We start from the raw sequence: 14,103 nt of genomic DNA on the forward strand, positions 1-14,103 counted from the left end.
GGCGCCCGGCGACGGCGATCCTGATCTCATGACCGAGAACTCCAAGCTTTCGGGGCCCGAACAGCGGCGCATCGCCGAACAGGCCCTGGATGCGCTGGCGCAACCCGCCGAGCGGGTGCTCCTCCAGGTGCGGTGTGGGCGTGGTCATCATGTGGCGACCGTCTTCGATACGTCCGCCGGTGCGGTGTACCGGTCGGTGGTCGGTCGGCATGCCCACGGTGATCGCGACTTCGTCGACACCGGTCACGGCGCTCACCACCGTGGCACGCGATACGTCGACCTCCTGGCGGCCGACGCGATCGTTGACGACGGCCTACCCGCCTCCTGCGAATGCGGTTCGCACACATTGTCGCGAGCCGGGCTGATACGGGCCGTCACTAGCAACGAGCACACGCTGCAGTTGCGCTGAGCGCAGTACCGGGCGCGGCCCGGAACACCGGTATCTGCTGTCGGAGCCGACTGCGGTTCCAGCCGGCCGACCGACGACGGAGGCATGATGTTGGGCGGTTACTTCGATAAAGCGCTGCGTCTCCCGATGGTCGCAGCGAATGCGTTGCGGGTCCCGACGGCCTACGCGCGGCGTGCTCCGACTGTGGCGGCCTACGCGCTGCGTGCTCCGACTCTCGCGGCGGACGCGCTGCGCACCGTGTTATCGGACGCAGCGGGACACACCCGCCCCGTATGGTCCGGCGGCGACCGCCTGCACGTCGCGGTGCGCGGACCGGCGTCGGACCGGCTCGAGGCGTTCACCATGGACTTGACCGCGCGGGTCGGCCAGTTGCCCGAGGTGGCTTGGGCTGGCCTCGACGCCGGGTGCGGGCGTCTCGTGGTCTCCCGGAAATCTTCGGAGGAGTTCGACATGGCCGCCATCTTCGCCGCAGTGGCGGAGGCGGAGACCGCCGCGGATGTCGAGGCTTCCTGCGCCGCGGCTGTCGCCACGCATCCCACCGACCGGACCGCTATGGCCCGGTATGCCGTGGCAGCGGTCGCCGACGTGGCCGCGATCGGCGTCGCCGCTGTCGGCGCTCTGCTGCGTGTTCCCGGGCGCTTGACGCCGATCGAACTAGCACCCGTCATCGCGTTCGTGCAGAACCAAGAGCGGCTGCGCGGCCCGCTGGAGCGGCGATTCGGGGTGACCGAGGTGGACTTGGCCCTTGGCATCGCTGCTGCCACGGCCGGTGCCCTGGAACGACAGGCGCTCAGCCCGGTCGTCGATCTGATACACCGGGTGTCGCTGCTGCGGCAGGAACAGTCACGCGCGCAAACCTTCGCGCGAGTGGAGCCCGTGCTGTACGCGACCGCGCCGCCGGCACGGCCGCTGCCGGAGCCCCCGCCGCGGCCCATCCCGTTGCCGCCGGGTCCGATCGAACGCTACGACGAGCAAGACCTGATGGCGACGATAGCCGCTGCACTGACCACCATCCCGCTTTCTCACCGGGCGCAGGAGGCGATCGACGTGGTGAGCGCGGGGGTTGCTAAGGCCGCCCGGCTCGGGCGCGAGGCATTCGCCACCGGAGTAACGGAGTACCTGGGCCGCTGTGACGTACTGGTGGCGCGTCCGGGACCGTTGCGCATACTCGACCGCGTCGATCGCCTCGTGATCGACGTGGATCTGCTCGGTGACGCGCAACCGCCGGAGCCGGTGACCGGCCAGGACATGGAGATTGTCCGGTACGACCCCAAGACCGAGCCCGAGCAAGGTGGGGAGGACCTCACCGAGCTCGTCGCCCGGCTGCAGCGCGAAGGCCACGTCGTCGCGGTCGTCGCCGGCGGCGACGAGGCCGCGCTCGCCGCCGCGGACTGCGGCGTAGCCGTCGCACCCCACCCGGAGCATCCGGTGCCGTGGCATGCCGACCTCATCGCCGTCGACGGGCCGGTCGCCGTCGCGGCCGTGATCGACGCCTGCTGGCTCGCCCGGGACATCAGCCGGCACAGTGTGCTGCTGGCGCTGGCCGGGTCGGCGGCGAGCGCGCTCGTGCTGCTCGGCGTCCCGATGCCGTGGCGGCGTCGTCAGGTGCTGCCGGTCTCGCTCAGCGTCGACGCGGCGGCTCTGATCGCACTGGCACACGGGCGCCTGAGTGCGTTACGGCTCGTCCCGCCGTCCCCGAAGGCACAGACGCATGAAGACTGGCATCGCGTCCCTGCCGCCGAGGTGCTCACCCGATTGGGCAGTAGCCCGGAAGGGCTCACCGCCGCCGAGGCCGGCGCCCGCCAGCCGCCGCCAGCCGCCATGCCGAGCGCACATCGGCAGTTCCTGGCCCATGTTCTCAACGAGCTGCGCAATCCCCTCACACCAGTGCTCGCGGCGGGTGCCGCGCTGTCGATGGCCGTCGGATCCATGCTGGACGCGGCCATGGTGGCCGCCGTCGTGCTCGCCGACGCCGGGATCGGTGCGCTGCAACAGTTCGAGGCCGACCGTGCCGTCGCCGCGCTCGACCGGGTGGCCGCCCAGCGGGTGCGAGTGCGCCGCGACGGGACCGAGCGTGGTGTCCTCGCCGGCGAGTTGGTCGTCGGCGACGTCATCCGCCTCGGTCCTGGCGAAGGGGTGCCCGCCGACTGCCGCCTGCTTGAGGCCGAGGGCCTGGAGATCGACGAGTCCGCGTTGACCGGCGAGTCACTGCCGGTGCCCAAGGGCCCCGCGCCGATCGACGCCGCGGCGCTGGCCGACCAGACATGCATGTTGTTCGCGGGCACCGCCGTCGCGACGGGACGAGCCAGCGGGGTCGTGGTAGCGGTCGGGGCGGACACCGCCGCCGGACGGGCCGCCCATGGCGTCACTTCTCCGCGCACCGGGGTGGAGACCCGCCTCGAGGCGTTGGCGGCGCGCGCCACCCCGGTCGCACTCGGGGCGGGAGTCGTCACCGTGGCCGCCAACCTCGCCCGGGGCGCCCCGCTGGCCGAGACGCTGGCCACCGGCGTGAGCCTCACCGTCGCGGCCGTCCCCGAGAGCCTGCCGATCCTCGCCACCGCTGCCCAGCTCGCCGGGGCCAGACGCCTGGCCGAGCGGGGTGTCCTGGTCCGCCACAAGCGAGCCGTGGAGGCGCTCGGACGGGTCGATGTGCTGTGCGTGGACAAGACCGGCACCCTCACCCATGGAATCCTGCGCGTCACCGCCGTGCACGACGGATTTCAGGGTGCCGATCCCGGTCAGCTCCCCGGCAGGCACCGGCGGATCCTCGCCACCGCCCATGCAGTGGCAGCGGCCACCCTGCCTGGGCGTCGTCGCACGGGCAGCACCGACGACGCGATCGTCACCGCCGCGACAGCGGCCCGGCTCGCGGAGCCTCCGGCCGCATCGACCGAGATGACCTACGAGTCGGGCCGGGCCTACCACGCGGTCATCGTCCCTGCGGAGGTCGGTGTCCAGCTGAACGTCATCGGCGCTCCGGAAACGATCTCGAGCCGCTGCACTCACTACGAACATCCCGCCTCGGGTCACATCGAGTTGGATCGACATCGCCGCGTCGAGCTCGATGAACTGGTCGAGGAGTTGGCGGGAGACGGCGGCCGGGTGCTCGCCGTCGCCACCCACCGGCTCGCCGCGGCACCAGACGGCGAGTTGACCGAAGAAGACGTGATGGGCCTCACCCTGGCCGGGTTCCTGGTCCTCTCCGACCCGCCACGCGGCCACGCCGCGGAGGCTTTGAATCGAATCGCCCGAGCCGGTGTACGGCCCGTGCTGATCAGCGGCGACCATCCTGCGACGGCCCGCTGGTTGGCCGCCGAGGTAGGAATGCTGCATACGTCCGACGGCAGCACCGGTATCCTCACCGGCCCAGAGCTCGACCGTCTCGAGGACGACGCCCTCGACGCGAGGCTGCCCGGGGTGTCCGTCTGTGCCCGGGTCACGCCTGCCCACAAAGTCCGGCTGGTGGCCGCCTACCGCAGAGCCGGGCACTGCGTCGCCATGACCGGCGATGGTGTGAACGACGCGGCCGCGATCCGGCTCGCCGACGTCGGTATCGCCCTCGGCAGCGGCCGCAGCACCGAGGCGGCCCGCCACGCCGCCGACGTCGTGCTCGTCGAGGACCACATCGGCAGTATCGTCGACGCACTCATCGAAGGACGTGCCCTGTGGGTGGCGGTCCGCGATGCGGTCGCCAACCTGATCGGCCACAACTACGGCGAGATCGCGGTGATCACCGGCTCTAGTCTGCTGACCGGCACGACCCCGCTCACCGCCCGCCAGCTGCTGCTCTGCAATCTGTTCACCGACACGATCCCGGCACTGGCAATCGCCATGCGCCCAGTGCCCGACCTCGATCCGGAGCATCTGCTCGCAGAGGGACCGGACCGCTCCGTCGGCCCGTTGCTGACCGAACGCATCACCGTGAACGGCGTCGCCACCGGTCTGGCTGGCGCGGGCGGCTACCTGGCCGCCCGCCTCACCGGTAGCGTCCAGCGGGCTCGCACCGTCACCCTGCTGAGCATCGTCGGCGCGCAGCTGGACGAAACCGCGGTGCTGCGACCGACCGACCCTGTCGTCGTCGGCGCGGCAGTGGTATCCGCGGCGGCGCTGCTGGGCATCGTCGAGACTCCAGGACTGAGTCAGTTGTTCGGATGCCGACCGATAGGTCCAGGCGGCCTGCTCATTGCCGGAACCGCCGCCACGGCAGGGGCCGTCGGCACACTGCTGTTCGGTCCGCAGACCTCGCTCCGCCGTGACGAGGAACGGCTGTCTGCCAGCCACACCATACGGCACCTTCCGTGGTCGCGGACCTCGGCTGTGACGCATGGGCACATGATCTTGTAGGGAATAGGGCTGTTCAGCCTGAAGCTCGAGACCTCTGCCGGTGCGGTGTCGGTCATGAGGCCGAATGGGGAGACCTCCGGCCGCGCCGCTCATCGCCTTGGGTCCCCTCGGAAGGGGAGCCGTCGTGTGCGATGCGGCGCGGCACGAGTAGTAGCGCTGCCACCGCGACGGCGAGCGGCAGGATGCTGACGGTCAGCATCGTGAGCCGAAGACCGTCCGCGAAGTCCACATCGAGCCGCAGTCCGGCGGCTTGCCGCAGCAGGCTGGGGTCGTACCCCGCGCTGCCCGGGCTGTGCGCAAGCGCGCCGCGTGCGGCGTCGACGGCCTGCTCCGCGCTGGTGGCCGACAGCGCCCGTGAGTGCGCGTCCGCCAGCCATTCCCGCCGGAAGAAGACATTCAACAGCAGGAGGTAGACAGTGGGCCCGAGGGCATAGCCGGTCATGCCTGCGGCCAGTTGGACGGAAGCGACGGTACCGGATTGCCCGGGCGGCGCTTCGGACAGCACCATTTCGGATACCGAGGTGGCGGTGACCAGGGCGCCCAGGTTGCACAGCCAGATGGCCAGCACCAGCAACCACAACGCCATGGTGGGAGCGAGGGTTCCCGCCATCAGGAGTCCACTGGCCGCGAGCAGCCCCAGGCCTGCGATCAGTACCGGTCGTGGGCTGAAAATGCCCACCAGGCGCCCGGCCAGCGTGACGGCGCCCGCGATGAGCAGCGTGCCCGGCAAGTACAGCATGCCGATGGCCTCCGGCGACAACGACAGCACCTCGCCCCCGAACTGGCCGAGCGCGATCCCGAGTCCGGCGGACAGGAAGTTGAGGGTGAGCGCCGCCGCCAAGGCGACACCGAAACTCGCGCTGCGGAACAGCGTCAAATCCAAGGCAGGTGCCGGCGTATGCCGCTCATGAAGCACGAACAAAGCTGCCGCTGCCGCGCTGAGCACGAGCGGCAGCCAGGTTTGCGGCCGGAAGACGCCTTGTTGTGCGGCGGCGATGCCGATGACGAGGCCGAGCAACGCCAGTCCGACCAGCGCCACGCCGATCACGTCCAGCCGCGGGCGCTGCCGAACGGGCGACTCCGGCACGTAGACGGCGGTCAGCCACAGCGCGAGCAACGACAGAGCTGGGGCGACCGAGAACAGCGACCGCCAGCCCACCGCGGTCACCATCCAGCCCGTGAGCGCCGGGGTCGCGCCGCACAGGAGCATCTCTACCGCCATGAACACGCCGATGGCCGCGGGCCGCTTCTTCTCCGGCACCGAGGTCTTCAGCAAGGCCAGCGGCACGCCGAGCAGCGCTGTCATCCCCAGGCCGGCCAGTACGCGCATCGCGAACAGATAACCGCTGCCAGGTGAGAGCAGCGAAAGCAGGTCAGCGACGGTCACGATGCCCAGGCCCAGCATCAACAGCCGTTTGAGCCCGAAGGTATCACCCAGATTGCCCGCGGCGAGGACGGCGGCGGCCATCACCAAGGTCGCCGTGCCGCCCAGCAAACCGACCAGCTGCGGCGGCACACCCAGGTTCCGGCTCACTTGCGGCAGGTTCAGGCTGAGCAGGAGCGGGTCCAGCACTGTGACCGTGAACGCGATGGACAGTCCCAAAATGGCCGGTAGAGCCATCGCGTCAGTCCGTGACCGAACCGCTGGCACTTCGCACCTCCCGTTTTCGAACGTTGATCGGTGATGCCAATCGCCGCGTCCGGTCGGCACTTAGGGGGGCATTCGAGGGAGGCGGTGTCAGGTGACGGGTCGCTGGTCGCTGTCGCGGACCTACTTCGCGTGCCGTGATCGGGTGGCGGCGCTGATAGCGCGGCCGAGGACCGGTTGCGGTCGTGGCGACACCGGTCTGCCGCGGGCGTGGCCGAGCAGCACCGCGATCTCGGTCGTGATGCTCCCGGAGATCGTGTCGATATCCGGTGTGGTGTCGTAATCACCGGTGATGCCGAAGGTCAGGCGGTCGAGGTAGCTGAGGATCGCGATCGTTGTGCGGACCCGCATGGCGATCGGGATGCAGGGCCACAACTCGATCACGTTGCGTCCGGCGAGGGTGAGGCGATGCCGGGGTCCGGGAATATTGGTCGCGAACGCGACCACGCCGCGCTGGGGAAACGACACTGCCAGCCGGAACACTTCCGAAACGATCCCGAACGGCAGCCGCCGAGACAGCGAGAGCAGCGACTTCTCGGCAGCGGGTTCCCCTCGGGACCGGTGCCTCTGGATCTGCTCGTGGACGGCGAGCAGACGCTCCACGGGATGGTCGACCTCGATCGGCAGATGAGCGATCACCGCGGAGACGCGGTTGTCGAGTACCTGTCTGGCCTCGGTCGTTCGTGTCGAGACCGGAACAACGACCCGGAGCTCGGTAGGAGTGGGATGTTCGCCGCGGCTGAGCAGCAATCGACGGTAGGCAGCGGCGATGGCGGCTACGGCGACATCGTTGACGGTTACGTCGAACGCCGTAGCTATCTCGCGCACTTGCGACAGTTCGGTTCGAGCAACGGTGTAGCGGCGCTGTCTACCGATGGGGCCGTTGAGCGAGGACTCACTTGCCGGCGCGATCGCCGCGTACAATACGGGCGCCAACGTGCGCACGGTTCCCACTGCGGAACGCGGGATGGTCAAGGGTGCCCGAATCGCCTTCTTCAACAGTTCCGGCAAGCCGGTGCTCGCACGTCTTTCGTCCGACCTCCGATGCTCGCCGATGTCGCTCGCATCAGGATCGCAGAAGCTTTCGAGCAGCGTGATCTCGGAGATCCCGTCGGCCAAGGTGTGGTGGGCTTTGAGGATCAGCACCCAGCGGTCCTCGGCCAGCCGGTCGACCACGACCACCTCCCACAGCGGATGGTCTCGATCCAGTCGCTCGGTCAGCTCGGTCGCGATCAGCTCCCGCAGTTCCTTCTCGCCGCCCGGAGCCGGTAACGCGGTCCACCGGATGTGATGGTTCAGATCGAAATGCGGGTCGTTCTCCCATACCGGCGCTTTCAGGTCCAAGGGGGTGCGCCGGACCCGCTGCCGCAGCCGTGCGTGCCGCTCCAGGCCGCGATCCAGCCAACCCCGTAGTTCCTCCTTGGCCGGGGGTGGCCCTTCGACGATCGCCACGGTTCCGATGCCGAGGCTGACCCTGCGGTCGGTGTCTTCCATCTCCATGAAGCCTGTGTCCAACGGGCCCAATTCCGTCATCGTGAACCTGTCCCGGCAGCGGTCGCAGGCTGCTGCCTTTGGCTAGAACTGCCACTGCTACGAAAAGAATCGTCGCGCGAACCGGACGTCAGTAGTGAGATGCCAAGGTCACCGGCACAGGTGACGTTGGGCCCAGGCGGTCGACACGAGCCGGGAGCAGCCTCAGAGTCCAGTGGGATACGTTTCCGGAGTGGCGTCGGTGACGCGGTGCTCACCCGGGTCCAAAGGCTCGACGGCGGTGGTGTTGTCGATATGGACGACCGCGTCGTATCTCTCACCGAGGCGGGTGTGGAAGTAGTGGCTTCTGCGTTCGGTGCCGGGCTGATAGATGACGCCGATGGCGCGTTCGAGGCGCGGATGCCGAAGCAACTCCGCGGCGCCGGGCGAGTCGGTGCGAAGCATGAAGGACGGGATGCCGGTGTCGTGCATGAGCTCCTCGGCGCTGCTGGGCAGGGACATGCGTACGAGTTTGTGCTCGGCGGGGCCGTCCCATTCGCTAGCCGCGGTGACCGTGCCGCGGCAGGTGGTGAATCCGATGATGCGGCATGCGTTCGGATGCCTTTCGCGGACCAACTGCCCGAGGGAGAGCTGGCCCTCGGCGGCCAGTTCGGTCGCACGGGCGTCTCCGACGTGCGAATTGTGCGCCCATACCACGATTCGTGCCGGAGCGCCCGGACGGTCGAGGTGGTCGGACAGAGCGTCGAGCGTGTCGGCCATGTGCTCGTCCCGCAGATTCCACGATGAGACGCGGTCGCCGAACATGGCGCGGTAGTACGCCTCCGCGTCCCGCACCGTACAAGCATTGCGCAGAGCGTCGAAGAGTGCCTCACCATCGTGTGCCTCGAGATGTCCGGCGGCGCTGCGCTGGAGGTCGACGAGTTGGCGTAAGACTTCGGCTTGACAGGACTCGCCCGCGCCGAACGCGGCGGCGAAACCGTAGGCTTGGCCGTCGTTTTCCGAGGTGCGGTCGAAACAACTGTAGCGCCGTCGCGCGCGTTCGGCCGCAGCGGGATCCACCGCCTCGAGGTAGGAGATGACCTGCCGCACGGAGCGATGCATGCTGTACAGGTCGAGGCCGTAGAAGCCGGTGAGCGCTGCACCCCCATGACGTTGTTCGTCGTTGTGCCGGCGCAGCCAGGAAACGAATTCCTGGACCACTGTGTTTCGCCACATCCATACGGGGAACCGTTCGAAGCCGCTCAGCGCGTGGGCCGCCGATTCGTCCGTCCCGAGCCCGTGGACGTATCGGTCGACCCGGTGAGCATCGGGCCAGTCCGCTTCGGCCGCGACGCCGGTGAAACCTTTCGCGGTGATGAGCCAGCGGGTGATCGCTGCTCGGGCGGAGTAGAACTCGTGGGTGCCGTGCGAACTCTCGCCGATGAGCACGAATTGTGCGTCGCCGACGAGATCCTCCAAGGCTTCTTCGGATGGCACGCCTGCGGGAGCCGCGATCGCTGCCCTGCGTGCCGTCTCGACAGGGTCGGTCATGGTGGTCGAGGCCTCTGCCGGGGAAGTCGCGAGTAGTTCCCGGACCTGTCCGTCGGTTACCTGGGCGAAGTTCCAGAATGAGTCGCCGACCGCGAGGAAGGGAGAGGGCATGCTCGCGCATACCATTTCGTCGACCAACGCCTCGAACTCCCGGCAGGTCGATTCCGGCGCCGCCGGAACGGCTACCACGATGCGCTTCGGCTCGCCCGCGGCGATCGACTGTACCGCGGCGAACATACTCGCGCCGGTGGCCAAGCCGTCGTCGACGAGGATCACGGTGCGGCCCGCCACGTCCATCGGTCGGCGGCCGCCGCGGTAGGCGGCCTCCCGCCGCATCAACTCCCGTGCCTCGTCACGGGCGATGTCACGCACCTGTTCGGCGGTCAGGCGCATACCTCGGATAAGGTCGTCGTTCACCACGATCCGGCCGCCGCTGGCCAGCGCGCCGATCGCGTATTCGGGATTCCCCGGTGCGCCGAGCTTGCGCACGATCAGCGTGTCGAGCGGGGCGCCGAGTGCGGCGGCGACCTCCCAGGCGACCGGGACACCGCCGCGAGCGAGACCGAGTACGACGACGTCAGGATTACCCCGGTAATGCTGGAGCAGTCCGGCGAGGACGCGACCGGCCTCGCGGCGGTCGCGGAAGATCGGTTGGGGTTCGTCACGGGTGATCGGCGCCGATGCCATGACGTGCTCCTCTCAGCGGATGGCGTCCGGGGCGCTCCGGGATCGCGCAGATCGCCAGGACACGTCCCGGGCGCGCATACCCACAAGCTTGCGCGTGAGCAGGCCACTGAGTGAGAGGCATCCTGCCCGCGCCGAATGGACCATGGTCACCGGTGCGGCGGACGCTCATGCCACAAGCCGGAATCGCAAGACCAACGGCGCTCCACTCGGCGACGATCAGATCTGCCCAGTGCGAGATGGCGAAGAACACTGGGGTGTGGAAGGAGGTCTTCGATGATCGCGGCACGCCGGGCGTCCTGGGGAGACGGCTGGAGTCTCTCGGGACGAGGATGCCGCGAGGCACGGAAACACTTCACGATCCGTTTCGCTGTCCCCACATCCTCTTCCCGACAACTAGCGCGTCCTTGGTTCCTCCGGGTGTGGGAACACCAACGGCGCCGGTGTGCTGGAGCGGATCGGGGAACTCACGTGGTTTGTCCGGCAGGGTTCGGCGCACATCTGCGGGCGTGGGCGATGGCCTCGGGGGTGTGCTCGAAGATTTGCGCGTCGCCGCCGGTGGGCAAGGCGCCGATCGTGGCGAGGCGGCGACGATGATCCGCGCGCAGACCGGACATCAGGACGGTGATGTCGCGGTGTTCGAGTTTGCCGATCGCGTCTTTCAGCACCAGCGCGCCGGTGGTGTCCAAGGCGGTGATTCCGGACATGCGAAGGATGACCACGTGCACGTCGGACACTTCGGCCAGTTCCAGCAGGAACCGGTGAGCGGCGGCGAAGAACAAAGGCCCCTCGATGCGGTAGGCCACGATATGGTCGTGCAGCAGGTCGTGTTCCTCGGCCAGATGGTCGGTGGCGTCGGCTGGCATCCCGAGTGGGACCTGCTGTAGCCGGGCTTCTTTCGCGACCGACCGAAGAGCGAGCACGATGGCGATGCCGACGCCGACGGCGACCGCGGTCACCAGGTCGAGGGCGACGGTGACGCCGAAGGTGATCGCCATGATGATCGCGTCGCCGCGCGAGGCACGGGCGATCGCGGTCAGCGACGCGGTCTCCACCATCCGGACGGTCGTCGCCAGCAGGACTCCCGCCAGGGCTGCCAGTGGGATTTCCGCCACCATGGGTGCGGCCAGGTAGATGATCGCGGCCAGCACGGCGGCGTGGGTCAGCGCCGCGAGCCGGGTGCGCGCGCCGGAGCGGACGTTGACCGCGGTGCGGGCGATCGCGCCGGTGGCGGGCACACCACCGAACATCGGGGCGGCGATGTTGGCCACCCCTTGGCCGAGCAGTTCACGATCGGGGTCGTGACGGGTGCCCACGGCCATCGCGTCGGCGGCGGTCGCCGACAGCAGTGATTCCAGTGCGGCGAGCGCCGCCACTGCCAGTGCAGGCGCGATCAATGACCCGAGCTGGTCGAGGTGCACGAATCCTATGGAGGGAGCCGGCAATCCGGTTGGGATCTGCCCGATCGGGGTCAAGTCGAGATCGAACACCCGCACTGCGACGGTGGCTGCGGCCACAGCGATCAGCGCGAACGGCAGCTTCGGCAGATACCGGCCACCGGCCAGGACTACCGCGGCTACCACCAGTGCGGTCGCCAGTGTCAGGTGGTGCGGGTGCGAAATGTATTGACACACCGCGTCGAATGCCGACTGCCACACCTTCTCGCCCTCGGCGTGCTCGATCCGCAGCGCTGACGGGACCTGCTGCAGCGCGATGACCACCGCGATGCCGGCGGTGAAGCCCTCGATCACCGGGGCCGGCATGTAGCGTACGGCCCGCCCGACCCCGGCAATTGCGAGCACTACGAGTACGAGACCGGCGAGCAGCCCTACGGCGAACACCCCGCCGGCGCCGTGCTGGCCGACGATCGGCACCAAGACCACCGTCATCGCGCCCGTGGGTCCGGACACTTGGAAGCGGGAGCCGCCGAACACCGCAGCGGTCGCGCCCGCGACGACGGCGGTCGCCAGTCCAGCGGCCGCGCCCAACCCGGAGGAGATTCCGAAGCCGAGCGCGAGCGGCAGCGCCACCAGCGCCACGATCAGACCCGACAGTAGGTCCGCGCCGGGCGCGCGCAGCGCGGCTTGCCAGTCCGACCAGCGCGGCAGTAATGCGAGCGCGTTCACAGCGCCCTGGCCAGACGCATCTTCAGCGCGGCCAACTGCGCACGCAGCCGGTCGGGCAGCCGATTGCCGCCGATGGTGGCGTACCACTCGTCGATCGACGTGGTCTCGGCCACCCACTCGTCGATGTCGACGGCCAGCGCCGCGGTAGCCAGTCTCCGGGCTCGCTCCGACAGGCCGGTCAGGTCCAGGGCGTCCGCAGTGGGCACGAACCCGATCGGTGTCTCCACGGCGTCGGCGGCACCGTCCAGGCGCTGGAGGGCCCACTCGAGTACACGCATGTTGTCGCCGAAGCCGGGCCACAGGAAGCTGCCGTCGGCGCCACGTCGGAACCAGTTGACCTGGAATATCTTCGGCAGCTTCGCGGGATCGGCGTCGGCGCCGATTTTCAGCCAGTGCGCAAAGTAGTCGCCGACGTGGTAGCCGAGGAACGGCAGCATCGCCATCGGATCCCGCCGCACCACACCCACCGCTCCAGCCGCCGCCGCGGTGGTCTCCGACGACAGCACCGACGCGGTGAACACCCCGTGTTCCCAGTCGAAGGTCTCAGTCACCAGCGGGACTGTCGTCTTGCGGCGGCCGCCGAAGAAGATGGCCGAGATCGGCACCCCAGCCGGGTCGTTCCACTCCGCCGCCACCGACGGGCACTGCTCGATCGGGGTGCAGTAGCGGGAGTTCGGATGCGCGGCAGGGGTTCCCGACTCAGGGGTCCAGTCCTGGCCGTGCCAGTCGATGAGGTGCCCGGGCGGAGCGTCGGTCAAGCCCTCCCACCACACGTCACCGGCGTCCGTGCGCGCGGTGTTGGTGAAGATCGAATTACCGGCATCGATCGTAGCGATCGCGTTCGGGTTGGTCTGCTCGCCGGTTCCCGGGGCGACGCCGAAGAACCCCGCCTCCGGGTTCACCGCGTACAACCGGCCGTCGGCGCCGAAGCGCATCCAGGCGATGTCGTCGCCGATCGTCTCCGCAGTCCAGCCGGGCAGGGCGGGTTCGAGCATGGCGAGGTTGGTCTTACCGCACGAGGACGGGAAGGCGGCCGCGATGTAGTGGATCTTTCCCTGCGGTGTGGTGAGTTTGAGGATCAGCATGTGCTCGGCCAGCCACCCCTCGTCACGGCCGAGCACCGAGGCGATCCGCAGCGCGAAACACTTCTTGCCCAAAAGCGCGTTACCGCCGTAGCCGGAGCCGTAACTCCAGATCTCCCGGCGTTCCGGGAAATGTGAGATGTACTTGGTCGAATCGCACGGCCACGGCACATCCACCTGGCCTTCTCCCAGTGGAGCGCCCACCGAGTGCAGGCACTTCACGAAGCCCGTCCCGTCGCTGAGTTTGTCCCACACGGGTGTGCCGGAGCGGGTCATGATTTGCATCGCCACCGCCACATACTCCGAATCGGTGGCCTGCACACCGTATTTCGGATCTTCGGCATCCAACGGTCCCATGCAGAACGCGATCACATACATCGTCCGTCCCGCCATGGCCCCGCGGTAGTGCTCGGTCATCACCGTGCGCATGTCCAGCGGATCGACCCAGTTGTTGGTCGGGCCGGCGTCCTCGCGATCTTCCGAGCAGATGAAGGTGCGGTCTTCCACCCGCGCCACATCGTCGGGATCGGACACGCACCAGAAGGAGTTCGGCTTTGCCGCAAGCGGCACGAAGGTGCCCTTCTCGACCAGCAGCCCCGTGAGTCGGTCCCACTCTCCTCTAGAGCCGTCGCAGAAAACGATGCGATCGGGTGCGGTCAACTCCGCGACTTCGGCGACCCACGTCAGGATGCCCTCATGCTCGGTCGGTGCCTGCGCGCTCTCGGCAACGTCCAGGTGGCTGGTCACGACGAATCGCTCCTTCGAAAACTGCTAGGTTTTTAGTTTAGA

At 68.6% G+C, this 14,103-nt stretch carries 7 protein-coding genes; 2 read left to right on the forward strand and 5 right to left on the reverse strand.

What is annotated here, in order from left to right:
• The first annotated feature begins 28 nt into the window (after positions 1-28).
• Positions 29-409: a hypothetical protein gene (locus K8O92_26930; protein UAK31397.1), complete on the forward strand. Its 381-nt coding sequence runs from the start codon at positions 29-31 to the stop codon at positions 407-409.
• 126 nt (positions 410-535) lie between these two features.
• A complete protein-coding gene (locus K8O92_26935) occupies positions 536-4,753 on the forward strand; it encodes an HAD-IC family P-type ATPase (protein ID UAK31398.1) in 4,218 nt (1,405 codons plus the stop codon).
• A gap of 52 nt (positions 4,754-4,805) precedes the next feature.
• Here K8O92_26935 and K8O92_26940 read toward each other — a convergent pair whose 3' ends face one another.
• The 5 genes from K8O92_26940 to K8O92_26960 all read right to left on the reverse strand — a co-directional run bounded on the left by K8O92_26940 (position 4,806) and on the right by K8O92_26960 (position 14,061).
• Positions 4,806-6,374: an MFS transporter gene (locus K8O92_26940; protein UAK31399.1), complete on the reverse strand. Its 1,569-nt coding sequence runs from the start codon at positions 6,372-6,374 to the stop codon at positions 4,806-4,808.
• Positions 6,375-6,524: 150 nt separating this feature from the next.
• The gene (locus tag K8O92_26945) at positions 6,525-7,934 is read right to left on the reverse strand and encodes a wax ester/triacylglycerol synthase family O-acyltransferase (protein ID UAK31400.1); all 1,410 of its coding nucleotides are present in this window, start codon (positions 7,932-7,934) and stop codon (positions 6,525-6,527) included.
• Positions 7,935-8,096: 162 nt separating this feature from the next.
• Positions 8,097-10,109: an erythromycin esterase family protein gene (locus K8O92_26950; protein UAK31401.1), complete on the reverse strand. Its 2,013-nt coding sequence runs from the start codon at positions 10,107-10,109 to the stop codon at positions 8,097-8,099.
• Positions 10,110-10,573: 464 nt separating this feature from the next.
• Positions 10,574-12,232: an STAS domain-containing protein gene (locus tag K8O92_26955; GenBank protein ID UAK31402.1), complete on the reverse strand. Its 1,659-nt coding sequence runs from the start codon at positions 12,230-12,232 to the stop codon at positions 10,574-10,576.
• The gene (locus K8O92_26960) at positions 12,229-14,061 is read right to left on the reverse strand and encodes a phosphoenolpyruvate carboxykinase (GTP) (GenBank protein UAK31403.1); all 1,833 of its coding nucleotides are present in this window, start codon (positions 14,059-14,061) and stop codon (positions 12,229-12,231) included. The genes K8O92_26955 and K8O92_26960 overlap by 4 nt, the downstream gene beginning before the upstream one ends.
• Positions 14,062-14,103 lie beyond the last annotated feature (42 nt).

This window comes from Nocardia asteroides (assembly GCA_019930625.1).
Taxonomy (GTDB): domain Bacteria; phylum Actinomycetota; class Actinomycetes; order Mycobacteriales; family Mycobacteriaceae; genus Nocardia; species Nocardia sputi.

Excerpts from the sequence above, each read along its gene's own strand:
- K8O92_26930 (UAK31397.1), top strand. The coding sequence starts at position 29 with ATGACCGAGAACTCCAAGCTTTCGGGGCCCGAACAGCGGCGCATCGCC.
- K8O92_26950 (UAK31401.1), bottom strand. The coding sequence starts at position 10,109 with ATGGCATCGGCGCCGATCACCCGTGACGAACCCCAACCGATCTTCCGC.
- K8O92_26945 (UAK31400.1), bottom strand. The coding sequence starts at position 7,934 with ATGACGGAATTGGGCCCGTTGGACACAGGCTTCATGGAGATGGAAGAC.
- K8O92_26940 (UAK31399.1), bottom strand. The coding sequence starts at position 6,374 with ATGGCTCTACCGGCCATTTTGGGACTGTCCATCGCGTTCACGGTCACA.
- K8O92_26935 (UAK31398.1), top strand. The coding sequence starts at position 536 with ATGGTCGCAGCGAATGCGTTGCGGGTCCCGACGGCCTACGCGCGGCGT.